This window comes from Bacillus sp. 179-C3.3 HS, from assembly GCF_047229225.1.
Taxonomy (GTDB): Bacteria; Bacillota; Bacilli; order Bacillales; family Bacillaceae; genus Bacillus.
The window spans coordinates 68,948-95,289 of sequence record NZ_JBFEFT010000010.1; the positions used below are offsets into that span (position 1 = coordinate 68,948).

General features: G+C 40.4%; 22 protein-coding genes. 16 read left to right on the forward strand and 6 right to left on the reverse strand.

Annotated features, from left to right (window positions below; genetic code table 11):
- Positions 1–15 precede the first annotated feature (15 nt).
- Positions 16–330: a YerC/YecD family TrpR-related protein gene (locus AB1K80_RS08570; RefSeq protein ID WP_058015515.1), complete on the forward strand. Its 315-nt coding sequence runs from the start codon at positions 16–18 to the stop codon at positions 328–330.
- 76 nt (positions 331–406) lie between these two features.
- Here the strand turns inward: AB1K80_RS08570 and AB1K80_RS08575 are convergent, their stop codons facing one another.
- Positions 407–919: a DUF3916 domain-containing protein gene (locus tag AB1K80_RS08575; protein WP_412856198.1), complete on the reverse strand. Its 513-nt coding sequence runs from the start codon at positions 917–919 to the stop codon at positions 407–409.
- A gap of 122 nt (positions 920–1,041) precedes the next feature.
- Between AB1K80_RS08575 and AB1K80_RS08580 the strand changes: the two genes are divergently transcribed.
- Entirely contained in the window at positions 1,042–1,275 is a 234-nt protein-coding gene (locus AB1K80_RS08580; protein ID WP_412856199.1) for a hypothetical protein, read from the forward strand.
- Positions 1,276–1,310: 35 nt separating this feature from the next.
- On the opposite strand, the gene AB1K80_RS08585 is transcribed toward AB1K80_RS08580, so the two are convergent.
- Positions 1,311–1,667, reverse strand: coding sequence for a DUF2283 domain-containing protein (locus AB1K80_RS08585; protein ID WP_412856200.1), 357 nt, complete (start codon positions 1,665–1,667; stop codon positions 1,311–1,313).
- Between the two features lie 490 nt (positions 1,668–2,157).
- Here AB1K80_RS08585 and AB1K80_RS08590 point away from each other — a divergent pair, with 490 nt between their 5' ends.
- The 5 genes from AB1K80_RS08590 (at position 2,158) to AB1K80_RS08610 (ending at position 9,547) form a co-directional block, all read left to right on the forward strand.
- Positions 2,158–2,850: a heptaprenylglyceryl phosphate synthase gene (locus tag AB1K80_RS08590; RefSeq protein ID WP_412856201.1), complete on the forward strand. Its 693-nt coding sequence runs from the start codon at positions 2,158–2,160 to the stop codon at positions 2,848–2,850.
- Positions 2,851–2,907: 57 nt separating this feature from the next.
- Positions 2,908–5,130 (forward strand): DNA helicase PcrA, encoded by a 2,223-nt coding sequence (pcrA, locus tag AB1K80_RS08595; RefSeq protein ID WP_412856202.1) that lies wholly within the window; start codon positions 2,908–2,910, stop codon positions 5,128–5,130.
- Positions 5,131–5,168: 38 nt separating this feature from the next.
- Positions 5,169–7,175, forward strand: coding sequence for an NAD-dependent DNA ligase LigA (gene ligA / locus AB1K80_RS08600; RefSeq protein ID WP_412856203.1), 2,007 nt, complete (start codon positions 5,169–5,171; stop codon positions 7,173–7,175).
- Between the two features lie 15 nt (positions 7,176–7,190).
- Positions 7,191–8,378 (forward strand): CamS family sex pheromone protein, encoded by a 1,188-nt coding sequence (locus AB1K80_RS08605; RefSeq protein ID WP_412856204.1) that lies wholly within the window; start codon positions 7,191–7,193, stop codon positions 8,376–8,378.
- A 161-nt stretch (positions 8,379–8,539) separates the two neighbouring features.
- Complete coding sequence (locus AB1K80_RS08610) at positions 8,540–9,547, forward strand: phosphotransferase enzyme family protein (protein ID WP_412856205.1); 1,008 nt, start codon at positions 8,540–8,542, stop codon at positions 9,545–9,547.
- 45 nt (positions 9,548–9,592) lie between these two features.
- Here the strand turns inward: AB1K80_RS08610 and AB1K80_RS08615 are convergent, their stop codons facing one another.
- Both AB1K80_RS08615 and putP read right to left on the reverse strand, forming a co-directional pair.
- Positions 9,593–10,285, reverse strand: coding sequence for an MgtC/SapB family protein (locus AB1K80_RS08615; RefSeq protein WP_412856206.1), 693 nt, complete (start codon positions 10,283–10,285; stop codon positions 9,593–9,595).
- Between the two features lie 174 nt (positions 10,286–10,459).
- Positions 10,460–11,941, reverse strand: a complete 1,482-nt coding sequence (gene putP, locus AB1K80_RS08620) for a sodium/proline symporter PutP (protein ID WP_412856207.1) — start codon at positions 11,939–11,941, stop codon at positions 10,460–10,462.
- Between the two features lie 397 nt (positions 11,942–12,338).
- Here putP and gatC point away from each other — a divergent pair, with 397 nt between their 5' ends.
- The 3 genes from gatC to gatB are packed head-to-tail and all read left to right on the forward strand — an operon-like array spanning position 12,339 to position 15,544.
- On the forward strand, positions 12,339–12,629 hold the full coding sequence (gene gatC / locus AB1K80_RS08625) for an Asp-tRNA(Asn)/Glu-tRNA(Gln) amidotransferase subunit GatC (protein WP_412856208.1): 291 nt from the start codon (positions 12,339–12,341) through the stop codon (positions 12,627–12,629).
- Between the two features lie 14 nt (positions 12,630–12,643).
- Positions 12,644–14,101: an Asp-tRNA(Asn)/Glu-tRNA(Gln) amidotransferase subunit GatA gene (gene gatA, locus AB1K80_RS08630; RefSeq protein ID WP_412856209.1), complete on the forward strand. Its 1,458-nt coding sequence runs from the start codon at positions 12,644–12,646 to the stop codon at positions 14,099–14,101.
- 12 nt (positions 14,102–14,113) lie between these two features.
- A complete protein-coding gene (gene gatB / locus AB1K80_RS08635; protein ID WP_412856210.1) occupies positions 14,114–15,544 on the forward strand; it encodes an Asp-tRNA(Asn)/Glu-tRNA(Gln) amidotransferase subunit GatB in 1,431 nt (476 codons plus the stop codon).
- Between the two features lie 169 nt (positions 15,545–15,713).
- Here the strand turns inward: gatB and AB1K80_RS08640 are convergent, their stop codons facing one another.
- Positions 15,714–16,559 carry a TetR/AcrR family transcriptional regulator gene (locus tag AB1K80_RS08640; RefSeq protein ID WP_412856211.1) on the reverse strand — a complete coding sequence of 282 codons (846 nt, stop codon included), beginning with the start codon at positions 16,557–16,559 and terminating at the stop codon, positions 15,714–15,716.
- A gap of 132 nt (positions 16,560–16,691) precedes the next feature.
- Here AB1K80_RS08640 and AB1K80_RS08645 point away from each other — a divergent pair, with 132 nt between their 5' ends.
- On the forward strand, positions 16,692–19,859 hold the full coding sequence (locus tag AB1K80_RS08645) for an efflux RND transporter permease subunit (RefSeq protein WP_412856212.1): 3,168 nt from the start codon (positions 16,692–16,694) through the stop codon (positions 19,857–19,859).
- Positions 19,860–19,891: 32 nt separating this feature from the next.
- Here the strand turns inward: AB1K80_RS08645 and AB1K80_RS08650 are convergent, their stop codons facing one another.
- Positions 19,892–20,845 (reverse strand): nucleoside hydrolase, encoded by a 954-nt coding sequence (locus tag AB1K80_RS08650; RefSeq protein WP_412856213.1) that lies wholly within the window; start codon positions 20,843–20,845, stop codon positions 19,892–19,894.
- A gap of 181 nt (positions 20,846–21,026) precedes the next feature.
- Between AB1K80_RS08650 and AB1K80_RS08655 the strand changes: the two genes are divergently transcribed.
- From AB1K80_RS08655 to AB1K80_RS08675, 5 genes are all read left to right on the forward strand, one after another.
- Complete coding sequence (locus AB1K80_RS08655) at positions 21,027–21,935, forward strand: diacylglycerol kinase (RefSeq protein WP_412856214.1); 909 nt, start codon at positions 21,027–21,029, stop codon at positions 21,933–21,935.
- A 61-nt stretch (positions 21,936–21,996) separates the two neighbouring features.
- A complete protein-coding gene (rlmD, locus tag AB1K80_RS08660; protein WP_412856215.1) occupies positions 21,997–23,376 on the forward strand; it encodes a 23S rRNA (uracil(1939)-C(5))-methyltransferase RlmD in 1,380 nt (459 codons plus the stop codon).
- 56 nt (positions 23,377–23,432) lie between these two features.
- Positions 23,433–23,600: a hypothetical protein gene (locus AB1K80_RS08665; RefSeq protein WP_412856216.1), complete on the forward strand. Its 168-nt coding sequence runs from the start codon at positions 23,433–23,435 to the stop codon at positions 23,598–23,600.
- A 408-nt stretch (positions 23,601–24,008) separates the two neighbouring features.
- Positions 24,009–24,638 carry a TetR/AcrR family transcriptional regulator gene (locus AB1K80_RS08670; protein ID WP_412856217.1) on the forward strand — a complete coding sequence of 210 codons (630 nt, stop codon included), beginning with the start codon at positions 24,009–24,011 and terminating at the stop codon, positions 24,636–24,638.
- Between the two features lie 114 nt (positions 24,639–24,752).
- Complete coding sequence (locus AB1K80_RS08675; RefSeq protein ID WP_412856218.1) at positions 24,753–26,243, forward strand: MDR family MFS transporter; 1,491 nt, start codon at positions 24,753–24,755, stop codon at positions 26,241–26,243.
- Positions 26,244–26,342: the final 99 nt, after the last annotated feature.

The window sequence follows — 26,342 nt, forward strand, 5'->3', positions numbered from 1 at the left end:
AGAAGATGAATAAAGATGCAAATTGATAAATTAAGGGGCAAAAGCTTAGATCAGTTATTCAACTCCATCTTATCCCTTAAAGACCTGGAAGAATGCTATCGTTTCTTTGATGACTTGTGCACCATCAATGAAATCCAATCTTTATCACAGCGTCTTGAAGTAGCTCGTATGCTACGCGAGGGAAATACGTATCATAAAATTGAAACGGAAACCGGTGCGAGTACTGCGACCATCTCCCGTGTCAAACGCTGCTTGAACTATGGAAATGATGCTTATACGATGGCACTTGACCGTGTAGCAGAACAACAGACAAACGACGAAACAAAATAAGTCAGCTTTCACTGTAAACACATCTGTTTGACAAAAATGGATGTGTTTACAGTTTTTTTATGTCATCGGATGCTTTCTATTCCTTTAGCTCGCCAATAAACCACCATTCATTTTCTTCCTGAAAGCCGTCTTCCTCCATGATGATTTGTTTGAAGCCTGTTGTTTCCCAACCTTGAGGGATAGATAACGACCATTCTGTTTGAAGGTTTCTGTGATCTGAGAGGGGAATCCATTTTTGATATTCATTGTTTCTATTGAAGAAATTTTTAAAATAAGAATCCCCTTTAAACACAATGATTTGTGACCACCATAATCCAGGAAGATCTACTGCGACCACGACACGATAACGATCTCCGTCCTTTGGCTTTAATTCAATGAGATGTTTGGCTCTATCTAAAAGTGTTTGAATACATAGTCGTTTGATCTTTTGGGGTGTATTGTGCGAACCAATAAAGTCTTGTGCAACTGGTAGAGGTAAGTGCCAATACCCATGATGGCATTCTTCCGGAAACGTCAGCGTCCGTGCTTCTATCCGTCTGATCATCTGATTCGTCTTTCGTTTCATACCTCGAACTTTTTTTTCACGCAAACTCGTTCTCCTCTTTTCTGTTCTTTCTTGATTCATGTGTAGAACATCCAACTGCCGTGCCGTGTTTATAAACGAAGAGGTGGGGGAACATACAAATAAGAACAAATGGGGAGGGAACATTGATGAATAAACGTCCAAGAAATGCGTATGTACTGGCAGGATTAGGTGTTGGAGGTGCGGTGTTTTTAGCCGTTAAAAATAAACAGCATCTTAAAAAATGGGCAAGCATGTTAAAATCAGAACCAAAAGTGTCCGAAAAAGCCGGTCACCCCGATCCGATGGATATTCAAGATAACAAGATGGTTGATGAAGGGGCAATGACATCAGTCCATTATTTTAACGAAGTGAGACAATAAACGCAAAAACCGTTTTGACATGTTCAAAACGGTTTTTACTTTAACAGGGCTTTATATTTCAATTGATCGACAATATCAAATCCGATAAAGCCTTCGTGATCTGGCTTTGAAAAGTGGAAGTCGACTCCTGAAAAATGATAGGTTGATAGAATGTTTTGCTCTGTAAAGCGCAAGGAATACATATCGTCTTGAACCGGAGTGTGATGAAGAACATCTGCTTCTTCTGCAAATAGCTCCAAGCCAACGATTCTATGATTATGATCGATGTCTACGTTGATGCATTCATTGGTGTCTAACTCAATCGTTTCGTTTATCTTCAACCGTTTTAAACCCGGAATGACATAGATGTATCCAATATCTATTTTTCTCTCATATGTAATGGTTCTTTTCATTAGGTCACCTGCTTGATAGAAGTATGGTGATCATTATAAGATGAAATGATTGACAATTCAAATGTAAGATAAGTATACATCAGCTGATCACGAAACCTTCGTCTTTTGGAAATGGAGAATCAAGCATGATCGATTTGTTTTTTAGCATCGTGGATCTTGTTTGTACTGAGGCATAAAAGGCTTGAGAATAAGCTGGATGTAAGTATCCTCATGTTGGTGGCAGCCACGATCTACTTTGTTGATATGAAATGGGTGTTGATCGTACTTCTCGTCTTCACATTTGGCTATTTCATAGTGAAATACGTGCTGAAATCTTCAAAGGAATAACAAACAAGACAACAGGATGGTGTTGTCTTGTTTTATTTTTGCGAAACCAAGCCCTATTTTCAAAAGAATGAAACTTTTAACTAAAGGATGATACCCATTTTTTGCAGTCACTGATTTTGGTATAATGTTTAAATGGAATGAAACGAATGGAGGAACGTTTTTCATGTATGATGTTACCGAGTGGAAGCATGTCTTTAAACTCGATCCAAATAAAGAGATAACTGATGAACAGTTAGAAGCGATTTGCGAATCTGGTACGGATGCCATTTTGATTGGCGGCAGTGACAATGTGACGGAGGATAACGTGTTGCACCTCATGTCAAAAGTGCGCCGATTCCTTGTGCCGTGTGTACTTGAAATCTCGACACATGAGATGATTGTGCCAGGGTTCGATTTGTATTTTATTCCGAGTGTGTTAAACAGCTCTCATCCAGATTGGATTGTGGGACTTCACAAGGATGCGATGAAGGAATACGGTGATCTCATGTCAATGGAAGAAATTGTGCCGGAAGGGTATGTCATTTTAAATAAAGATTGTAAAGCAGCCAAGCTGACAGACGCTCATACTGCGTTGGATATAGATGATGTTCGGGCATATGCAAGGGTGGCAGAGCATCTAATGAAACTCCCTGTTTTTTATCTGGAATATAGCGGGATGCTTGGAGATATAGAACTTGTCAAAGAAACAAAAGCGGTGCTTGAGGAAACGGTTCTATTTTATGGTGGTGGCATTCAGAACGCACAGCAGGCAAAAGAATTTGCACAGCATGCGGATGTGGTGGTTGTAGGAAATGTCATTTATGACAATTTTAAAGAAGCGCTCAAGACAGTTGATGCAGTCAAAAAAACATCATAGTCAAACAAGACGAAACGGGTTAGAATAGAACATAAGTTCGAATTGGCGGTGAATGAAATGAATGAAATATCGAATCATCTATTAGAAGGGCTAAATGATGCCCAAAAAGAAGCGGTGAAAGCAACAGACGGTCCGCTTTTATTAATGGCGGGCGCAGGAAGTGGTAAAACACGGGTCCTCACCCATCGTATTGCGTACTTAATGGCAGAAAAGCATGTGGCTCCATGGAACATTTTGGCGATCACGTTTACGAATAAAGCAGCACGAGAAATGCGTGAGCGTGTACAAGCCATTTTGGGACCTGGTGCAGATGAGATTTGGATTTCCACATTTCATAGCATGTGTGTCCGTATTTTAAGACGAGATATCGATCGAATTGGCGTGAACCGTAATTTCTCCATTTTAGATACATCTGATCAGCTGTCCGTGATTAAGAATATTTTAAAAGAACGAAACATCGATCCTAAAAAGTTTGACCCGCGCAGTATTTTAGGGTCTATTAGTAGCGCAAAAAACGAACTCATTGATGCAGAGGAATATGCCAAAACAGCAGGAGATTTTTACGATCAAGTTGTAAGTGATGTGTATTCAGATTATCAAAAACGATTACTGAAAAACCAGTCGCTTGATTTTGATGATTTGATTATGATGACGATTCGCTTATTTGAACGTGTTCCCGAAGTATTAGAGCATTATCAGCGGAAATTCCAATACATTCATGTGGATGAGTATCAGGATACAAACAGGGCGCAGTACATGCTTGTGAAACTACTCGCTCAGCGTTTTCAAAATATATGTGTAGTTGGAGATTCAGATCAGTCGATTTATCGCTGGCGTGGAGCGGATATTACAAACATTCTTTCCTTTGAAAAAGACTATCCATCCAGTGAAGTCATTCTTCTTGAGCAAAATTACAGATCTACAAAACGGATTTTACATGCTGCAAATACGGTCATTCAAAACAATGCAAACCGTAAACCAAAAAACCTTTGGACAGAAAATGATGAAGGAGCGAAGATAGCCTATTACCGAGCAGATAACGAATTCGGTGAGGGGCAATTTGTCGCTGGAAAGATTCGTGAGCTTCATCAAAATGGAAAGCGTACATTATCCGATTTTGCCATCCTCTACCGGACGAATGCCCAGTCTCGTGTGATTGAGGAAACATTACTGAAGGCAAACATTCAATACAACATTGTCGGCGGCACGAAGTTCTACGACAGAAAAGAAATCAAGGACATTTTGGCGTACCTGCGACTTGTCGCAAACCCTGATGATGATATTAGTTTTGCACGGATAGTTAACGTACCAAAGCGCGGTATCGGTGCGACATCTGTAGAAAAAATTGCAGCATATGCAGAGATGAACGATTTATCAATGTTTGAAGCACTTGGTCAAGTGGACTTCATTGGACTTGGTGCAAGGGCAGCGAATGCACTTGATGAGTTCAAACAGCTCATTGATCAAATGACGAACATGCAGGACTATTTATCTGTCACAGAATTAACAGAAGAAATTTTAGAAAAAACAGGCTACCGTGAAGCGCTGAAGGTTGAAAAGACCATTGAAGCACAAAGCCGATTAGAAAACATTGACGAGTTTCTATCTGTTACGAAGAACTTTGAAGAGCAAAATGAAGACAAATCACTAGTGACCTTCCTGACAGACCTCGCCCTTGTCGCAGATATTGATAAGCTGGATGAGAATGAGGAAGAAGATCAGGATGCCGTCATCTTAATGACTCTTCACGCCGCAAAAGGTCTAGAATTCCCTGTTGTGTTCTTAATGGGGATGGAGGAAGGTGTCTTCCCGCATAGTCGTTCTTTAATGGAAGATGCCGAGATGGAAGAAGAACGCCGTCTGGCTTATGTCGGTATTACTCGAGCCGAAGAAGAGCTTTACTTATCGAGCGCGAAGATGAGAACACTATTCGGCCGAACGAATATGAACCTTGAATCAAGATTCATTCGAGAAATACCAGCCGATTTATTGGACAACCTAAATGAGAAAAAAGAAACGAAAACACCGTTTGGCCAAACAAGAGAGAGACCACAAAGACGCGGACCTGTCTCAAGACCTCAAACACAAACGATTCAAAACACAGGTGCCGGCAGTATTGGCTGGGCTGTGGGCGATAAAGCAGCCCATAAAAAATGGGGCGTTGGGACGGTAGTGAGTGTGAAAGGTAGCGGAGATAGTACAGAGCTTGATATTGCCTTCCCAAGTCCAACAGGCATAAAGCGACTCCTCGCAGCATTTGCGCCAATTGAGAAGCAATAAGACATAACGATCATAAAATGGTTGAAAGGAAGAAGCAGATGGAAAAAGAAGCAGCGAAACGCCGGATCGAGGAACTTCACCATATCTTGAATCAATACAACTATGAATATCACACACTGGATCGTCCAAGTGTTCCTGACGCTGAATATGATGAGCGAATGCGTGAGCTGATCTCTCTTGAGGAGGAGCATCCTGATTTAAAATCGCCGGATTCACCTTCACAACGAGTAGGGGGCGCTGTTTTAGATGCCTTCCAAAAAGTACGTCACGGTACACCAATGCTAAGTCTTGGAAATGCGTTTAATGAACAAGACCTTCTTGATTTTGACCGCCGAGTACGACAAGCAGTAGGTGACCAAGTGGCATACAATGTCGAGCTCAAAATTGATGGACTAGCTGTTTCTCTCCGTTATGAAAATGGCATGTTTGTTCGTGGTGCCACACGTGGTGATGGGACAACTGGTGAGGATATTACGGAAAACCTCAAAACGATTCGTTCCATCCCGCTGAAAATTCAACGCCCTCTTTCTATTGAAGTAAGAGGCGAGGCATTTATGCCAAAACCTTCTTTTGAAGCATTAAATGAAAAAAGAATACAAAACGAAGAAGAACCGTTTGCAAACCCGCGTAATGCGGCTGCAGGTTCACTTCGTCAGCTTGATACGAAAATTGCAGCGAAACGAAATCTCGATATATTCGTCTACAGTATAGCGGAGCTTGATGAAATCGGTGTAGAAACGCAAAGCGCGGGACTTGATCTCCTCGATGAACTTGGCTTTAAAACAAACAAAGAAAGACGGCTATGTCAGTCGATTGAAGAAGTCATTGAACTGATCGAAACACTGAAAACAAAGCGCGCTGACTTTGCATATGAAATCGATGGCATTGTCATCAAAGTCGATTCACTCGTTCAGCAAGAGGAGCTTGGCTTTACAGCCAAAAGTCCTCGATGGGCAGTGGCGTACAAATTCCCAGCAGAAGAAGTTGTGACGAAGCTCATTGATATTGAATTAAGTGTTGGACGGACAGGTGTCATCACCCCAACAGCGATACTAGAACCGGTCAAAGTAGCAGGAACGACTGTGCAAAGAGCCTCACTTCATAATGAAGATTTGATTAAAGAGAAGGATATTCGTCTATATGATCAAGTCATTGTGAAAAAAGCTGGCGACATTATCCCAGAGGTGGCGGGTGTCCTTGTTGATCAGCGTACAGGTGAAGAAAAGCCATTTCATATGCCGAGTGAATGTCCAGAATGTCAAAGCGAACTTGTCAGAATCGAAGGCGAAGTCGCTTTAAGATGCATCAACCCGGAATGTCCTGCCCAAATTCGCGAAGGACTGATTCACTTTGTCTCTCGAAATGCGATGAACATTGATGGTCTAGGTGAGCGGGTCATTACCCAGCTTTTCAAAGAACAGCTTGTGTCACGAGTGTCAGATCTCTATCGATTAACGAAAGACCAGCTCATTCAGCTAGAACGGATGGGTGAGAAGTCAGTCGATAATTTACTGCGTTCCATTGAGCAGTCGAAGGACAATTCACTTGAGCGCCTATTATTTGGTCTTGGCATTCGCTTTATTGGCTCAAAAGCGGCCAAAACCTTGGCTACGCATTTTGAACACATCGATCAATTGAAACAAGCAACGAAAGAACAATTACTCGAAGTAGATGAAATTGGTGAGAAAATGGCAGACGCCGTCGTCACTTATTTTGAAAAAGAAGAAATACTCGATCTTCTGAATGAACTGAAAGAGCTTGGGGTGAACATGAGCTACACAGGACCAAAGCCGGTGAAAGCAGAAGAAAGTGATTCTTACTTTGCAGGAAAAACAATTGTTCTCACAGGGAAACTAGAGCATATGTCTCGAAACGAGGCAAAAGCCGCGATCGAAGCACTTGGCGGTAAATTAGCAGGTAGTGTCAGCAAAAAGACAGATTTGGTCATCGCCGGTGAAGCAGCTGGAAGTAAACGAACAAAAGCAGAAGAACTCAATATCGACATATGGGACGAAGCGAAGATGCTAGAGGAGCTAAAGAAATAAGAGGAGTGTTTTCTATTGAAAAAGTTGTTATTGCTGCTGACCATACTCACACTGGTATTGTCAGCGTGTGCACCTTTTGGGGGAAATGACGAAGAAGAGGTCACACAAAAGACGGAAGAGACGAAAGAAACAGCGATCATCCCTATGTACAATATCTCTGACTCCTACTACAAAATGGTGCTGCCATTTAAACAAGGTGCAGCAAGAGGATTAACAGCAGAGCGTCTCAATACGCGCTTAGATATTGATGAATTTGAAACAGGTCTTATGCGCTTGGCGACAGAATCATTTAATACAAATGACTACTTGTTCCAAGAAGGACAGCACTTAGATGAGGATACAGTTTTGAGCTGGCTGGCACGCAAAAAGACAGGCAATGATTTGAAAAAAGCTGAAAAAGAGGACGAAAACTTCAAAAACCTTGGCTTAAACCCAGCACTCCCAAGCTCCGGTTCAACCAAGGACAAAAATGAAAACAGTCCAATCTTTTTAGCATCCATGCTAGAACATAATTACTTGATTCGAAAAGATAAAAATAGTTTACAGCTTGGTGGAGTCGTGATTGGTCTTGCACTAAACTCTGTATACTACTATCGTGAAAACATTGGTGATCCACAGCAGGAAGTCACAATTGATTCATCGAAAGATTCAAAGAAACTGTTGGCAGAAGGTGAAAAAATCGCTGAACAAGTGATCAAACGAATTCGCCAAATGGACGGTTTGCAAAAAGTCCCTGTGATGATTGCCCTATATAAACAGGCACCGAAATCATCCATCGTTCCAGGGAACTTTATCGCAAAAACCGATGTGAAAGCAGGCTCATCTGATATCGGCAACTGGGATACGGTGGAAGAAGAAAATGTATTTTTCCCATCCGATAACGCCAAAAGTAACTACAAAGATGATTCAGAACGATTTGACCGCTTCAAAACAAAAGTAGAAGATTACTTCCCGAATTACACAGGAGTAGTAGGGAAAGGCTTCTATAAAAATGGAAACCTTCAAAAGATGAAGATTGAAATTCCAATGCAGTTTTATGGGAAAACAGAAGTAGTCGCGTTCACACAATATTTAACAGGTGAAGTGATGGATTACTATAAGAGCACAAATATAGAAATCAACATCACATCTTCTGATCAACAAGAAGCCTTGATCACCAAAAATGTGGAAGACAAAGAACCGACAATCCATATCTATGACTAATTAAAACCGCCTTTGGCGGTTTTTTTTATCAAAAGAAGGAATTTCCAATCGATTGTCAAAGTAAGTGAAGAAACCAATATGAAAGGCTGGTATGTTGATGCTCGTATAAATGCTGATCACCGTCATTCCTTATTTTAAAAAGACGAAAAAGGAGAATCAGCATGCATAAAGAAGTAAAAGCACGATATGAAGAACATCAAGTCTTAAAGAAGGCAGCTCAATTATATGATTTTCAGCCAGACCAAATCACACTTTTAGGTGATGCAGAAAACTATGTGTACGAATATCAGGCACAGAATGGCGAGTCTTATATCTTAAAGATTACCCATACAATTCGCCGTTCACGCACATACATTTTAGGCGAAATGGACTGGATTCAGTATTTGTCTCAACAAGGAGTCGCAGTGGCAAAACCTGTCCTATCAACAGATGGGAATATCGTTGAAGCCGTTCAAGATCAAAAAGGGGGCGCATTTTTGCTTCGGGTGTATGAAAAGGCACCAGGCAGAAAGGTGAACGAATCTGATTGGAATGGCACGTTGTTTCAAACGCTAGGCGAATATACAGGAAGAATGCATCGATTAACAAAGCAATACCATGTCAAGGATGCCCTTTATAAGCGTCAAGAGTGGTATGAAGAGGAGCAACTGAAGCTTGAACGATATATTCCTGCACAACAAACGGTCGTCCTGCAACGGAAAAATGAACTGATGCAAAAGCTTCTTACCCTTCCGACATCGAAGGATGACTATGGACTGGTGCATGCAGATCTGCATCATGGGAATTTCCATTATCATCAAGGAGAGATTATTGCATTTGATTTTGATGACATTGGCTATCACTGGTTTGTGAATGACATTAGTATATTGCTTTACAATGTCCTTTGGTATCCTGTGATTCCTTATGAGAATAAAGCTGAATTTACTGCTGAATTTATGAGTCATTTTCTAAAAGGCTATCGCAAGGAGAATGAGCTTGATGACGCATGGCTAACGGTGATCCCTGATTTCCTCATGCTGCGACATCTGCTTATTTACGGGCTTTTACATCAAGCATTTGATCTCCAAACGATGGATTCGAACGAAAAGGCCATGCTCTCGCAATTTCGAAAGGACATTGAACAGAATACACCCATTACTCCTTTTGATTTTGGACAATTGGCACGATAAATGAAAAAACCCCCTGCTGACGTGAAAAACAGCAGGGGGTTTTGTTTACATCGTATCACATTTTACGCCAATAACGCCTTCTAGCTCTTTAATATCAAAATACACATCAGTCGTATAACGGTCCTTATGTACCCGGACGCGTACTTCCATGATTGGATAATCTTTTTCCTTCAAATCATCAATTCGAACGGAATGAATGCGGATATTGAGTGCTTTCATCTCTTTCAAGATGTCTGTCATCCGGTTTCTATCAGAAAGAGACATTCTGACACGAATTTCCTTTTCCTGTAGGCGAATTGGTCCAATCCGTTGGAAAAGCCACGGGAGGAACTCGACGCTGACTAGAATAAAGAACAAACTGAGAAAGGCCTCCTTATAAAAACCTGCACCTGTCGCAACCCCAAGTCCTGCTGCGCCCCATATCATCGCGGACGTCGTGAGACCTGAGATGACGTCATTACTTTTTCGAAGAATCACACCTGCTCCAATAAAACCAACACCAGATATAATTTGCGCCGGTAACCTGAGTGGGTCCATTTGAAGCTTAGAGACTCTAGGGAAATTGTAGGCTGCATCAATGCTGATGATAGTTAATACGCAGGAGCTGACAGCAATGACAATACACGTTTTTAAACCAAGTGGCTTTTTCTTCAGCTCACGTTCAAGCCCGATGATTAAACCAATTAAGGTCGCCACGGCTAATTTTAAGACAGTATCCCATTCCATTGCCCCAAACATGCGTATCGCTCCTTTTCTTTTGATGTATGTACGTTTGACATCATGTATATGATCATCTCACAGCCCATATGGCTGCACAACTCTTATTTTATTCAGAATGGACGGAAAGAAAAGCTTTTTCTCTTAAATAAAAAAAGAGTCATCCGCATCATGCAGATGACTCTAAATATTTTGCTATTTTGTTCCTTTTTCAAGAAAGCCTTCCATTTTGTCAAATAGCTGTTTAGAAGCTGTGGAAGGTTTACTTGTCAGCAGGCTGACTAATATTGCAGTTAGACCGCTTAAAATAAATCCTGGAACCATTTCATATAAACCTGTTAGATCATTTAACCCAGTTGAAATCCAAGTTAAGACGACAACAGCCCCAACAATCATCCCTGCTAAAGCACCATGATGATTCATTCGTTTCCAATAGAGACATAATAAAATGACTGGACCAAATGAAGATCCAAATCCTGCCCACGCATAACCGACAAGATCAAGAATTGTATCACTTGGGTTCAGTGAGAGACAAAGGGCAATCACTGCAATGACCAAAACAGACATTCGACCAATCATAACAAGTTCTTTGTCTGATGCTTTCTTTCGATAAAATGTGTGGTACAAATCTTCTGTCAGTGCACTTGCTGTGACAAGTAGCTGAGAAGAGATCGAACTCATAATCGCAGCTAAAATGGCAGAAAGTAAAAATCCAGTAATATACGGATGGAACAGGACGTTAGAAAAGACAATAAAGATGGTTTCAGGGTCAGCAAGATTTGTACTTGTTTCATGTACATAAGCGACACCGACTAATCCGACAGAAAGTGAACCAATGATGGACACAATCATCCAGCTCATGCCAATACGACGAGCAGGTTTTAAATCTTTAACAGTTGTAATGGCCATAAATCGAACAATGATGTGCGGCTGTCCAAAGTAACCAAGTCCCCAAGCCAAGAAGGAAATAATGCCAATGACGCTCGTTCCTCTAAAAATATCAAGCAATTTTGGGTCAATTTGTTGAATATCCTGGAATGTGGCAACAGGTCCACCTAACTCAGTAAAGGCAACGATCGGCACGAGCACTAATGCTAAAAACATAATAGCTCCTTGAACGAAATCAGTTAAGCTAACTGCTAAAAAGCCGCCGAATAATGTATAGATCACAACGATACTAGATGTTAAGATTAAGCCGAACATATAATGGGCGCCAAACGCCGATTCAAATAAACGTCCGCCCGATACCATACCTGATGAGGTATAAAGTGTAAAGAAAATCAAAATAATGATAGCTGAGACTGATTTTAACAAGGTTGAGGACTCTTTAAACCGTTTGTCGAAAAAATCTGGAATCGTGATGGCATCATCTGCCACTTCTGTGTATGCACGCAAGCGAGGCGCCAAAAATAAATAATTTAAGTAAGCACCACTAATTAATCCAACCGCTAGCCATCCAGATGAAAGCCCTGTTGTATACATGGCACCAGGAAGTCCCATAAGCATCCAACCACTCATATCAGCAGCACCAGCAGATAGCGCGGTCACATAAGGACCTAATCCTCGTCCGCCTAACATATAATCAGTTAAATTATTGGTTCTTCTAAAAGCATACCAACCAATCGCAAGCATTCCGATAAAGTAAACAGTTAAAGAAATTCCCACTTCAATATTCATGTTTCCACATCACCTTTTTCTTATGAATTTGATGTCACACTCAAACAACATTGATCAAATCTGGCTGCTCACTGCTATGGTTACATAACCTACCAAAGTATTACCTAGTGATCAACCTACTTAAACCACATCTCAAGATAGAAAAAACGTGTGTAACGTTGATAAGTATGTATATGTAAGCGTTTGCAAAAATAAACAAAAGTAAAAATTTTCTGAAAATAAAACAAGCCCTTTTCAAGGATTTACACTTTTGATGTAAACAAATGGTGCACCAAGGGAAAAAGGCTTACACATACTACGGTAAATTTGCTTTAGAACAGTAAAATTTGATATGATAAAGTGTATATGACTTATGATCATGACCATCAACACGCATCATTTTTGGAGGTGAACCTGCATGTCAAGAATTTCAATAGAAGAAGTAAAGCACGTAGCGCACTTAGCGAGGCTTGCCATTACAGACGAAGAAGCTGAAATGTTTACAGAACAGCTTGATAGCATCATTACATTTGCAGAGCAATTAAACGAGGTTGATACGGAAAACGTTGAACCAACAACCCACGTATTAAAAATGAAAAACGTCATGAGAGAAGATGTTCCGAATAAAGGTCTTTCAATTGAGGCAGTCATGAAAAATGCGCCTGATCATAAAGACGGTTATATTCGTGTGCCATCTATTTTGGACTAAAGGAGGCCCGAGACATGTCACTATTTGATCACAAAATTTCTGAATTAAAAGAGCTTTTACATAAAAAGGAACTGTCTGTTTCTGATTTAGTAGACGAGTCTTATAAACGAATCAATGAAGTAGACGGAAAAGTACAAGCATTCCTTGCACTGGACGAAGAGAAAGCTCGTGCATATGCCAAGGAATTGGACGAGGCAGTAGGTGCAAAGGACGAGCTTGGCCTATTGTTCGGTATGCCGATCGGTGTAAAGGATAATATCGTTACAAAGGATTTACGTACAACAGCATCTAGTCAAATCTTGCAAAACTTCGATCCAATTTATGATGCAACCGTTGTGAACCGTTTAAGAGAAGCGGAAGCTGTCACAATCGGTAAATTAAACATGGATGAATTTGCAATGGGTTCTTCTACAGAGAACTCAAGCTATCAAGCAACGAAAAACCCATGGAATCTTAACACAGTCCCTGGGGGATCAAGTGGTGGTTCAGCAGCAGCGGTTGCAGCAGGTGAAGTACCATTCTCACTTGGATCTGATACAGGCGGTTCCATTCGTCAGCCAGCATCATTCTGTGGTGTCGTTGGTCTAAAACCGACGTATGGCCGTGTATCAAGATACGGTTTAATCGCATTTGCTTCATCATTGGATCAAATTGGACCAATTACTCGTAATGTAGAGGACAACGCCTATGTACTTCAAGCGATCTCTGGCGTTGACGAAATGGACGCAACGAGTGCAAATGTGGATGTGCCGAATTTCCTTTCTTCATTAACTGGCGACATCAAAGGTCTTAAGATTGCCGTGCCAAAAGAATATCTTGGCGAAGGTGTTGGAGAGGAAGCAAAAGAGTCTGTTCTTCAAGCATTAAAAGTATTAGAAGGACTTGGCGCGACATGGGAAGAGGTATCGCTCCCGCATTCTAAATATGCACTTGCGACTTATTACTTGCTATCTTCGTCAGAAGCATCAGCAAACCTATCTCGTTTTGACGGAATCCGCTATGGTTACCGTACAGAACAGGCAGACAATTTGCTTGATTTATACAAAAATACACGTTCTGAAGGCTTCGGTGACGAAGTGAAGCGTCGTATCATGTTAGGTACATTCGCTTTAAGTTCAGGATATTATGACGCGTACTATAAAAAAGCACAAAAAGTCCGTACGTTGATTAAACAAGATTTTGAACAAGTTTTTGAAAAGTATGATGTCATTATTGGACCAACAACACCAACTCCTGCATTTAAAATTGGGGAGAAAACAAGTGATCCTCTTACGATGTATGCAAACGACATTTTAACGATCCCTGTCAACCTTGCAGGTGTTCCAGGAATCAGTGTGCCTTGTGGATTTGCAAATGGTCTTCCGTTAGGACTACAAATCATCGGGAAGCACTTTGACGAAGGAACCGTTTATCGTGTGGCTCATGCATATGAACAAGCAACAGATCATCATAAAGCAAAACCTGAACTGTAAGGGGTGAAAACAATGAACTTTGAAACGGTAATTGGACTTGAAGTCCACGTAGAGCTAAAAACACAATCAAAAATTTTCTCAAGTGCGCCGACGCCATTTGGTGCACCTGTCAATACACAAACGAGTGTCATTGATCTTGGTTACCCAGGCGTACTGCCTGTCTTAAACAAAGAAGCAGTGAACTTCGCAATGAAGGCTGCAATGGCATTGAACTGTGAAATTGCAACAGACACAAAATTTGACCGTAAAAACTACTTCTATCCAGATAACCCAAAGGCATATCAGATTTCACAATTTGATAAGCCAATCGGTGAGAATGGCTGGATTGAAATTGAAGTAGACGGCAACACAAAACGTATCGGTATTACCCGTCTTCACTTAGAAGAGGATGCTGGAAAGCTAACGCATACGGGCGACGGCTATTCACTAGTGGATTACAACCGTCAAGGTACACCACTTGTTGAAATCGTATCTGAACCAGACATTCGCACACCTGAAGAGGCGTATGCTTACCTAGAGAAGCTAAAGTCTATTATTCAATATACAGGTGTATCTGATTGTAAAATGGAAGAAGGATCTCTTCGCTGTGATGCCAACATTTCTCTACGTCCAATCGGTCAAGAGAAGTTTGGAACAAAAACAGAACTCAAGAACTTGAACTCATTTGCGTTCGTACAGAAAGGTCTTGAATACGAAGAGAAGCGTCAAGAGCAAGTCTTGCTTTCTGGTGGTGTGATCGAGCAAGAAACACGCCGTTACGATGAAGCGACGAAAAAGACACTCTTAATGCGTATCAAAGAAGGATCTGACGATTATCGTTACTTCCCAGAACCAGATTTGGTTGAGTTATACATTGATGATGAGTGGAAAGAGCGTGTAAGAGCATCTATCCCAGAATTGCCAGATGAGCGCCGCAAACGCTATATCGATGAGCTTGGGCTACCTGCTTACGATGCCATGGTTCTGACGCTGACGAAAGAAATGTCCGATTTCTTTGAAGCCACCATTTCAGAAGGTGCAGAAGCGAAGCAAGCATCTAACTGGCTGATGGGAGAGGTATCTGCTTATCTCAACTCTGCCCAAAAAGAACTGGACGATACAAAGCTAACGCCTCAAGGGCTTGCTAGCATGATCAAACTCATCGAAAAAGGAACCATTTCCTCTAAGATTGCCAAAAAGGTATTCAAAGAGTTAATTGAAAATGGGGGAGATGCCGAAACGATCGTCAAAGAAAAAGGACTTGTCCAAATTTCTGACGAAGGGGCATTACTCAAATTTGTGACAGAAGCACTCGACAATAACCCTCAATCCATTGAAGACTTTAAAAATGGAAAAGACCGTGCGATTGGTTTCCTAGTGGGACAAATCATGAAAGCATCGAAGGGACAAGCCAACCCGCCGATGGTCAACAAGATCTTACTAGAAGAAATCAAAAAACGCTAAATATAAAAACCGCCTTGTCATCAGGCGGTTTTTTTTGTATTGACATCGGCACGGTCTTACCATAGATTCAGACCACCGCCGTATATCAATTCGAATATTCTTTTTTTATAATAAACATAAGCTGTAGGTCATGGTTTAAGAGAATAAGCGAAAATCGGTGAAATGTGAATCACTGGAGAAACAACTTTAACTGTTCAGCGACCCTTTGGACCGCTGGTTCCTCACATAAGTCTAAATTTGTGAGCATCCCTTGAATAACCGGTTTACGAGGCTCATCCTTCGCCAATTCCTCTTCAATGACTTCGATCGAGACGAGGGTGTCGTTAGATAGGAGATGCACCTGCTTTAGCTGGTGGAGCTCTTCGAGAAGAGAAACAGCATTAGGTGCTTCATCTTCCCATATGGACGGATTCAAAATGGGCTTACAATGAGAACGAAGAAGCCCTTGAACCAAATCATCAAAGCGATTGAGTATAAAGCAAGAGAGCGCGTCGAATGATAATGCCAACTGGTCGTGTAACAGCAGGATCTGTACATAGGATTGAATGATTCCTTGAATAATGACTGACAGGTCAGTCTTATATGGTTCAATGTCTTGTCCATAAGTGGCCAAAAGGGAGATTTGGATCTCATCATTCATTTGTTTTTTCACAGCGACAGAGTACTTTTTAATATGCTGGTTTTCCGGAATGGCATTCTCACTAAGGATTAAAATAATGAAATCCTTGTTCTCAGCAAAACGCTTAAATTGTTCTGCAATTTGTTTTTGTAAAATCTCTCTAGGGTCTAGATGCTGATTTTGTTTACGAACATTTTCAATCTCCTGCATAGACGTATCGATATAATATTCAAATGCACGATTGAATAGCTGGTCTTTTGATTTAAAATGCAAATAAAATGCGCCTTTAGATATGCCACATTCATCTGCGATTTCCTGAATGGTCGTAGAAGAAAAACCCTTTTTCGCAAACAATTGAATGCTTGTTTTTATGATTTTTTCTTTTTTTTCGTTCATGAAATAAGGCCCCTTCAGCTTTAGAATGTTACGTCAAACCCAAGTGAAATAGGTTGACGCCATTGTATATCTCCGTTTATTATGATATAGAATGACCAGTCAGTCAATACATGTAGGAAAATGGAGGACATAATGAATTCGATCATCAATTTTGTATTAAAGAATAAGTTCGCAGTATGGCTCATGACGATTATCGTAACAGTTGCTGGTCTATATGCCGGATTGAATATGAAACAAGAATCAATTCCGAATATCAATACGCCAGTCATTACGGTCTCAACAATGTATCCTGGTGCAACACCGGATGAAGTATCTGATAAGGTGACCGATCCCATTGAGAAGTCTATACAAAACCTCAGTGGAGTCAATGTGGTCACATCTAATTCTTTTGAAAATGCCTCTTCTATTCAAGTTGAATATGATTTCAACAAAGACATGGATGAAGCAAAGAAAGAAATTGAAGATGCCATTAGCAATATTACCTTTCCTGAAAATGCAGAAAAACCAAGAATCGCACGTTTTAGCATCAATGCAATTCCAATCTTAGCACTCAGTGTGTCGGGTGACAAAGAATCGTTAGAAGATCTAACGCAAAAAGTGGAAGATGTACTTGTTCCTTCACTTGAAGGATTAGACGGGGTTTCTTCTGTTGAAGCGTCAGGACAACAAATCAAAGAAGTTGAATTTTCATTTAAAGAAAAGAAAATGGAAGAATACGGACTAGATGAAGAAACAGTCCAAAACATGATCAAAGGGTCTGATGTGAATCTCCCACTAGGTTTATACACATTCGGCAATAAACAAAAATCAGTGGTCGTAGATGGCAACATTCTAAGTGTAAAAGATCTAAAGAACATGGAAATTCCTGTAGTGCCAAGTGCTGGAGCGACTCCTAATGCCTCAGCAAATACAGGAATGCAAGGACCAGAACAACAAGCAGCAGCGCAACAACAACCAGGGGCAGGAAGCGGCCAAGCTGTAGAACTACCAACAATTAAGCTTTCTGAGATTGCGGATATTAAAGTCGTCAAAGATGCTGAATCAATTTCTAGAACAAATGGAAAAGACAGCATTGGGCTTCAAATAGTGAAAGGTTCTGATGCCAACACAGTAAGTGTGGCAGAAGAAGTCACTAAAGAGCTTGAGAAGTTTAAGGAAGAACACAAAGGGATCAACATCAGCACAACATATGATCAAGCAGAACCGATCAAAGAGTCTGTTAGCACAATGCTTAACAAGGCAATCATCGGAGCGATTTTTGCGATCATTATCATTCTATTGTTCCTAAGAGATATTAAATCAACACTCATCTCTGTGATCTCGATCCCATTATCATTGCTGATTGCGGTTCTTATTTTAAATCAGCTAGATATCACATTAAATATTATGACGCTTGGTGCCATGACAGTCGCTATTGGGCGAGTGGTCGATGATTCAATTGTTGTCATAGAAAATATTTACCGAAGAATGGCATTGAAGGATGAACCTTTAAAAGGAAAAGCACTCGTCCGAGAAGCGACAAAAGAAATGTTTCTCCCAATCATGTCTTCGACAATTGTCACAATTGCGGTATTCCTACCGTTAGCACTTGTGGGTGGAATGATTGGTGAACTATTCATCCCGTTTGCGCTAACAATGGTATTTGCTTTACTTGCTTCACTACTAGTTGCCATTACGATTGTTCCAATGATGGCACACAGCTTATTTAAAAAGAACCTTTATGGAGCAACGAAAAAGGTCAAAGAACATAAACCAAGTAAGCTTGCTGGTGTTTATAGACGTATACTGAATTGGACACTTAACCATAAGTGGATTACATCAGGAATTGCCATTCTCATGTTAGTCGGAAGCTTATTCTTAGCACCACTTGTCGGTGTCAGCTTCTTACCACAAGAAGTAGAAAAGACAGCGATGGTGACATATTCACCTGAACCAGGACAAACGAGAGAACAAGCAATCGACGAAACGAAAAAAGCAGAAGAATACTTGATGAAACGAGACCATGTCAATACGGTTCAATATTCACTAGGTTCTTCTAATCCGTTAACAGCTACTGTAGGCGGTAACTCAAATGGTGCATTATTCTTCGTACAATATGATGAAGACACACCGAATTTTGAAAAAGAAAAAGAACGAGTGGTCAAAGCCTTACAAGACCGAGCATCTAAAGGAGAATGGAAGGCACAAGACTTCTCATCTGCTGGTGCGAGCAATACGGTGACGTACTATGTGTACGGTGACAAAGCAAGTGATATTGAAGGTACAGTGAAAGATGTAGAAAACATCTTAAAAGATGAGAAAAACTTGAAAAATGTCAGCACAAGTTTATCTGATAAATATGACGAGTATACGTTTCATGCAGACCAAGATAAACTGGCGAAGCTGGGCCTTACTGCTTCACAAATAGCACAGGCCATTGCGCCACAAAATAATGAAACGACACTTACAAAAGTGACCGAAGATGGCAAAGAAATTGATGTCAATCTTCAAACAGAAAAAGAAGAATATAAGAGCAAAAAAGATTTAGAAAATAAAAAGATCACAACACCGACAGGACAAGAAGTTCGAATTGGTGATGTGGTAAAAGTCAAAGAAGGTACAACAGCCAACACGGTCACAAAACGTGATGGAAAAATCTACGCAGAAGTATCTGGTGACATGACAACAGATAATGTAACAAGTGTCACGCAAGACGTCCAAAAAGAAGTCGATAAGCTCGACCTGAAATCTGGCGTAACCATTGACACTGGCGGCGTGAGTGCAGATATTGAAGAATCATTTACGCAGCTTGGACTTGCAATGCTTGCAGCCATTGCGATTGTCTATCTTATCCTTGTCATCACATTTGGCGGAGGTCTTGCACCGTTTGCCATTCTCTTCTCGCTACCATTTACAATCATTGGTGCACTTGTCGGGTTGTTTGTGGCAAAAGAAACAATTAGCTTAAATGCCATGATTGGATTGCTGATGTTGATAGGGATCGTTGTGACAAATGCGATTGTCCTCATTGACCGAGTGATTCGTAAAGAACAAGAAGGACTCTCAACAAGAGAAGCTTTACTCGAAGCAGGAACAACAAGATTACGTCCAATCTTAATGACGGCCCTTGCGACGATTGGTGCCCTTCTACCATTAGCATTAGGTTTCGAAGGTGGAAGCCAAATCGTATCAAAAGGATTAGGTGTAACCGTCATCGGTGGATTAACAAGTTCGACCCTTCTTACATTGGTTATTGTACCGATTGTGTATGAAATTTTAAGCAAATTTAGACGTAAGAAGAAATACGCAGAAGAAAAGTAAAAGAAGCGCCCCGTGAATGAACGGGGCGTTTTTCATTTGGAAATCTGACAAACTGCTTTTCTCATAAGATCCTCAAATGCTTGGAAAAATGCATCACGATCAACATGGTCAATCACTCGGATGGACTTTCCATCTGGGTGCTCTTCAGTTCGTCCTTGCTTTGGTGTTTCAGTGTAAACAATCGCATTCAATTCCTTCGAACGAGTAAAGGAAGTCGAAGCGAGTGTGATGGTTGTGAGAACATCCCATAAGTAATAAGTCGAGTTCGTTTCATGATGAATAAGCGGGGGACAAAAAGCATAGCACTGTCCAATAAAATCAATCCCGATATGAGAACGGAGAGATGCCCAGCGTTGTCGTACATCAAGTGTAAGCGGGACTTGATTGGTGCTTTCGAGTGCGACCATTTCAATGGGAAAGCGCTCTTGAAAGACGGTTTTGACAGCATATGGATCCCAAAAAGCATTCCACTCTGCTGTGCCATCATGCTCGGGTTCTTCTACATTGCCCTTTTCAAGGAATGTACCACCCATCCACACCAATTTCTCAATGTGGTTTGAAATGGAGGGATCTTCCTCTAATGCGCGTGCGAGGTCTGTAAGCGGACCGGTAAAAAGGAGTGTGACAGGTTCGGTTGATTTTTTAACTGCTTCAATGAGGTGAAGGTGTGCTGGAAGCTTGGACACGTTTGTCTCAACAGAGCCTTTTTCATTTAATATAGGGAGTGCATCCACATAAAAAGCGTGCATGCGCCATTCCTTTGGAAAGGGATTGACGGCTCTAGAATTTGAAGCAGCGACTTCGATGTCATACGGGCTAAATCGATCAATGATTTTTTGAGACGCACTTAGCGCAGGCTCTAGATAACAATCAGCTGGAATCACAGACATTCCAATGACCTTCAAGTGTTCCATTTGAAGCAAAAGAAATAATGAGACAAGATCATCAACACCGCCGTCATGATTGAAATAGACAGGCTTTTTCATGGCATATCATCCTTTTCACTGTTTTCATATATCTTATCAGAATGTTTCCTTTTTGAGGAAGATGTACCTTGAGATTTCAAATATGAGGTGGCTGTTCTGTTGCCATTTTTAAAACTCATAGTATAATTAAAGGTTGTTAGTGGTGAAAATAGATTGGATAATGAATATAGGATGATGATGAATGAAACGTGCTCGAATTATATACAATCCGACATCTGGGCGTGAACTTTTCAAGAAGAATTTGCCACAGGTTTTGCAAAAATTTGAACAAGCTGGCTATGAAACTTCTTGTCATGCGACGACATGTGCAGGAGATGCGACACAGGCAGCAGAAAAAGCCGCACAGAGAGAATTTGATTTAATTGTTGCAGCAGGAGGAGACGGCACGATCAATGAAGTCGTCAATGGACTAGCACCGCTTGAAAATAGACCGAAATTAGGCATCATTCCAGTTGGGACAACCAATGATTTTGCAAGAGCACTTGGGATTCCAAGAGAAGATATCTTAAAAGCGGCAGATGCCATTATTGATGGTGTTGCAAAGCCACTTGATATCGGGAAAGTGAATGGCCAATACTTTATTAATATTGCGGGTGGTGGCCGATTAACAGAGCTGACGTATGAGGTGCCAAGTAAACTGAAAACAATGCTAGGACAGCTTGCTTACTATTTGAAAGGCATGGAGATGCTACCTTCTATCCGTCCGACAGAAGTCGAAATTGAATATGACGGCAAACTGTTTCATGGAGAAATCATGCTGTTTCTAGTTTCACTCACGAACTCAGTAGGTGGCTTTGAAAAGCTAGCACCAGATTCTATTTTAGATGATGGCATGTTTGACTTACTTATTTTAAAAAAGGTCAATCTAGCTGAAGCCATTCGAGTGGTTAGCCTTGCACTTCGAGGTGAGCACATTCATGATAACAATGTCATCTATGCAAAAGCGAATCGCGTGAAAGTAGATGTAAAAGATAAAATGCAATTGAATTTAGATGGTGAATACGGCGGCATGCTGCCAGGTGAATTTGAAAACCTCTATCGCCATATTGAATTCATTGTGCCAAAAGCAACGGCTGAAAAAATAGGATAGAGATCGAACTTGGTTCCTTATGGCGACCAAGTTTTTCTTTGCAAATGAGGTGATAAAATTGGTGAAAATGAATCCACCTGTTCAAAAAAATGAATACTACAATGTCACGTTCGAAGACTTAACACACGAAGGTGCAGGTGTAGCGAAAATTGAGGGATTCCCTGTCTTTGTTCCGAATGCCCTCCCAGATGAACAAGGAACGATCAAAGTAACGCGTGTCAAAAAAGGATTTGCTTTTGGACGACTCATGGAGCTGACAAAGGAAAGTCAGCACAGGCAAGATGCGCCATGTCCAATTTACAAGCAGTGCGGGGGCTGCCAAATTCAGCATATGAGCTATGAAGGCCAGCTGCAATTTAAACAAAAACAAGTAAAGGACGTATTGGAGCGGATCGGTAAGCTCGATATGAGCCGTGTAAAAGTTCATCCTGTACTCGGCATGGAAGACCCGTGGAATTATCGAAACAAAGCACAAGTTCCAGTTGGAGAACGAGAAGGCGGACTAGTTGCAGGATTTTATCAGCAACGTACCCATGAAATCATTGATATGGAAAAATGCCTGATCCAGCAATCAGAAAACGATGAAGTCGTTCAAGCGGTCAAAGACATATGCCAAGCGTTCGGTATCAAAGCATATAACGAAGAACGTCACAAAGGCTGGCTTCGCCATGTCATGGTTCGCTACGGCATCGCAACAGGTGAGATGATGGTCGTTTTTGTCACAAGAACGGCTGATTTCCCACAAAAACAACAAGTGATTGAGCAGATTATAACACGCTTCCCACACGTTCGGTCAATTGTGCAAAACGTGAATTCGAAGAAGACAAATGTCATTTTCGGAGACGAAACGACCGTTTTATGGGGAGAAGAATACATTTATGACACGATTGGCGACATCAAATTTGCCATCTCAGCTCGTTCGTTTTATCAAGTGAACCCAACCCAAACAAAAGTGCTTTATGACAAAGCCCTTGAATATGCCGAATTGCAAGGCGAAGAAACCGTGATTGATGCATACTGCGGAATCGGGACAATCTCTTTATTTCTCGCACAAAAGGCCGGAAAAGTATATGGTGTTGAAATTGTGCCTGAAGCCATTGAAGACGCAAAACGAAACGCTGCATTAAATGGAATAACAAACGTTGAATTTGCAGTCGGCGAAGCAGAAGCGGTCATTCCGAATTGGTACAAAGAAGGCATCAAAGCTGATACATTAGTGGTTGACCCGCCCAGAAAGGGCTGTGACGAGGCGCTGCTTGACACGATCATCAAGATGAAACCAAAACGTGTTGTTTACGTGTCCTGTAACCCAGGAACGCTTGCCCGTGATTTGCGTATTCTTGAAGATGGTGGGTATGTGACGGAGGAAGTGCAGCCTGTGGATATGTTCCCGCATACGAGTCATGTTGAGTGCTGTGCGTTGCTTGAACTTGCTGACTAAATCCTTATTTAAGCGTGTTTTTTAAGGTATGCTTTATTCGAGGGAAGTTTAAAGGTATGCAAGGAACAATGAATGCTGACGGCTCCAAGACGGGCAAAGGGAAAAACTTCGTGTTTGAATTAGTTGAATCCGATCTAAACATAAAAGAGAAGGTATTATTTGAAGTCGCTGTATTAGACGATCAAGATAGTATGAACAAAGTGACTGTAAACATAATGGAATAAACAAACCATAAGAAGAAGTAAATAGGACTGTACCTACAATTCATTGCTTATGGTGTAAGAATATAAAGAATGATGTTGATTTACGGCTACATTGCATATAGTGTGTATATTTGTCGTCAAAACAGGGATTTACAAGATCAAGGAATCCTAAGCCCAATTTCTCAGTATTAAAATTGAGAAATTGGGCTTTTTTTGCGTCAGTACAAATAGGGAAAAGTAAAATCATTTTTCGTTAATACGTGTAATGAAAGATGCAATTATCTTTTGATTCCAGAATAGTCATTTAAAATTGATAGTAAAAATGCGACAAGGTGTCACTTTTTGATTGACTTGTGATATTTTGACCTCTATAATCAAATTGTTGCAGATGTGACACGTTGTCGCATGTTGGATTGGAGGACATATTGGATGCCAAAACAAACGTTTTTTAACTTACCTAAAGATAAGCAAGATCATATAATTCAAGCTGCTAAAAAGGAATTTTCGCGAGTTCCATTACATGAAGCGTCCGTTGCTAATATTATAAAAGAAGCGGATATCCCGAGAGGTAGTTTTTACCAGTATTTCGAGGAAAAAGAGGATCTATATTATTATTTGTTAAACGAGGTTTCAAAGAAAAATACTGAACGCTTTATTATGCTATTGGAGGAAAAAAATGGGGATATATTTGATGCGTTAATTGATTCATTTCAGTTAATGATTCAAAACCAAAGAAATCAAGAACACAAAAACTTTTTAAAAAATACGTTTTTAAATATGAATTATAAAATGGAAAATACATTAGCAAATAATATTTATGAAGAAAATCGGAAAGATCAACAATTATCTATCATTCGCCTAATAAATACTGAAAACTTAAATATAAAAGATGAGCGAGAGCTTCAGCATGTTTTAAAGATTTTTATATCGGTAACGTTTAGTAACTTAATTCAAGTTTTCGTAAAGGATTTATCGCATGAAGAGGCATTTAAAAATTATGTTGAGCAAATGGATCTATTAAAAAGAGGATTATACAAGGGTACGAATGAGTTCTCTTAAAAAAGTGAAAAATAAAAAGGATAATTTTAGTATAAGACTTTGAGAAAATAGTGTGGATGTACAGAAATGCAAACGGTCAAAAATAATCAAATGAACAGAGGAGAAAACGAATAGATGAATTCAACCTTAGAAGAAAGAAAACCACCGTATATCATGCTTGTGATTCTTTTTATCGGAGCATTTGTTTCTTTTTTAAATAACTCGCTTTTAAATGTAGCCTTGCCGTCTATGATGGTCGATTTAGGAATTAAAGATTACTCAACGATTCAGTGGCTTGCGACAGGCTATATGCTTGTCAGCGGTGTATTAGTTCCGGCATCAGCCTTTTTAATGACACGCTTTTCGAACCGTAGCTTATTTATAACTTCGATGGCGATCTTTACTTTAGGTACTGCATTAGCAGCTTTTGCCCCAAACTTTGGTGTATTACTGACGGGACGAATGGTTCAAGCAGCAGGTTCTTCCGTCATGGGACCATTATTAATGAACATTATGTTAGTCAGTTTTCCTCGTGAAAAACGTGGTACCGCAATGGGTATTTTCGGTTTAGTTATGATTACAGCACCGGCGATCGGACCTACATTATCAGGTTATATTGTAGAGTTTTATGATTGGCGTTTGCTATTCTTAATGATTTTACCGTTAGCTGTTATTAGTTTAGTATTGGCCATTTGGAAATCTGAAAATGTCATGGTACAAAACAAAGATGCAACCATTGATTACCTATCAGTTGTGTTATCTACTATCGGTTTTGGCGGATTGCTCTATGGCTTCAGTTCCGTAAGTTCTGACGGCTGGACAGACAAAGTTGTCTTAACCACTCTGATTGTTGGTACAATTTCTTTGGTTGTATTCATCGTAAGGCAATTAAAAATGGATGAACCTTTATTAAATTTACGTGTCTATAAGTATCCAATGTTTGCCCTTGCCTCAGTGATTGCAATTGTCAATGCTGTGGCGATGTTCTCAGGGATGATTTTAACACCAGCGTATGTACAGAATGTTAGAGGTATTTCACCACTTGATTCAGGTTTAATGATGTTGCCGGGGGCGATCGTTATGGGGATTATGTCGCCTATCACTGGTAAACTATTCGATAAATATGGACCAAGAATTCTTGGGATATTAGGTCTTACCATTACAGCAGTTTCAACTTACATGTTGGCAAAACTTCAAATCGACTCTAGTTACACATATATCATCCTTGTTTACACTTTGCGTATGCTTGGTATGGCAATGGTGATGATGCCGATTATGACAAATGGACTAAATCAGTTGCCGAATCGCTTAAATCCACACGGTACAGCTATTAACAATACAGCTCAACAAGTGTCCGGTTCGATTGGTACAGCCATTCTCATTACGATTATGAATTCTGTGACAAAAACAAAAGCGGAAAGTTTAATGACTGGTGTGGATCCAACAACGATTAATGAAGCTTCTAAAGCACTATTAACTCAGCAATCCCTATTAGCTGGAATTCAATATTCATTCTATGTAGCACTTGGTATTAATATTGTCGCATTATTATTAGTTTTCTTCGTTAAACGTGTGGATCCTAGTAAGGAACCAGATAGTTCGTTAAATATGCAGGAAAAAGCATAATTAGAAGGAATAAAGTCAAAACAATAGATAAGGGATCCGCACACTATCAATCTACATTTGCATTAAAGGGAAATGAAAACACAGAAAATTTCAAGATGA

Excerpts from the sequence above, each read along its gene's own strand:
- AB1K80_RS08675 (WP_412856218.1), top strand. The coding sequence starts at position 24,753 with ATGAATTCAACCTTAGAAGAAAGAAAACCACCGTATATCATGCTTGTG.
- AB1K80_RS08585 (WP_412856200.1), bottom strand. The coding sequence starts at position 1,667 with ATGAAAAGAACCATTACATATGAGAGAAAAATAGATATTGGATACATC.
- gatB (WP_412856210.1), top strand. The coding sequence starts at position 14,114 with ATGAACTTTGAAACGGTAATTGGACTTGAAGTCCACGTAGAGCTAAAA.
- AB1K80_RS08640 (WP_412856211.1), bottom strand. The coding sequence starts at position 16,559 with ATGAACGAAAAAAAAGAAAAAATCATAAAAACAAGCATTCAATTGTTT.
- AB1K80_RS08645 (WP_412856212.1), top strand. The coding sequence starts at position 16,692 with ATGAATTCGATCATCAATTTTGTATTAAAGAATAAGTTCGCAGTATGG.
- AB1K80_RS08580 (WP_412856199.1), top strand. The coding sequence starts at position 1,042 with ATGAATAAACGTCCAAGAAATGCGTATGTACTGGCAGGATTAGGTGTT.
- AB1K80_RS08665 (WP_412856216.1), top strand. The coding sequence starts at position 23,433 with ATGCAAGGAACAATGAATGCTGACGGCTCCAAGACGGGCAAAGGGAAA.
- AB1K80_RS08650 (WP_412856213.1), bottom strand. The coding sequence starts at position 20,845 with ATGAAAAAGCCTGTCTATTTCAATCATGACGGCGGTGTTGATGATCTT.
- AB1K80_RS08655 (WP_412856214.1), top strand. The coding sequence starts at position 21,027 with ATGAAACGTGCTCGAATTATATACAATCCGACATCTGGGCGTGAACTT.
- gatA (WP_412856209.1), top strand. The coding sequence starts at position 12,644 with ATGTCACTATTTGATCACAAAATTTCTGAATTAAAAGAGCTTTTACAT.
- AB1K80_RS08670 (WP_412856217.1), top strand. The coding sequence starts at position 24,009 with ATGCCAAAACAAACGTTTTTTAACTTACCTAAAGATAAGCAAGATCAT.
- AB1K80_RS08590 (WP_412856201.1), top strand. The coding sequence starts at position 2,158 with ATGTATGATGTTACCGAGTGGAAGCATGTCTTTAAACTCGATCCAAAT.
- AB1K80_RS08610 (WP_412856205.1), top strand. The coding sequence starts at position 8,540 with ATGCATAAAGAAGTAAAAGCACGATATGAAGAACATCAAGTCTTAAAG.
- AB1K80_RS08570 (WP_058015515.1), top strand. The coding sequence starts at position 16 with ATGCAAATTGATAAATTAAGGGGCAAAAGCTTAGATCAGTTATTCAAC.
- pcrA (WP_412856202.1), top strand. The coding sequence starts at position 2,908 with ATGAATGAAATATCGAATCATCTATTAGAAGGGCTAAATGATGCCCAA.
- ligA (WP_412856203.1), top strand. The coding sequence starts at position 5,169 with ATGGAAAAAGAAGCAGCGAAACGCCGGATCGAGGAACTTCACCATATC.
- putP (WP_412856207.1), bottom strand. The coding sequence starts at position 11,941 with ATGAATATTGAAGTGGGAATTTCTTTAACTGTTTACTTTATCGGAATG.
- AB1K80_RS08615 (WP_412856206.1), bottom strand. The coding sequence starts at position 10,285 with ATGTTTGGGGCAATGGAATGGGATACTGTCTTAAAATTAGCCGTGGCG.
- gatC (WP_412856208.1), top strand. The coding sequence starts at position 12,339 with ATGTCAAGAATTTCAATAGAAGAAGTAAAGCACGTAGCGCACTTAGCG.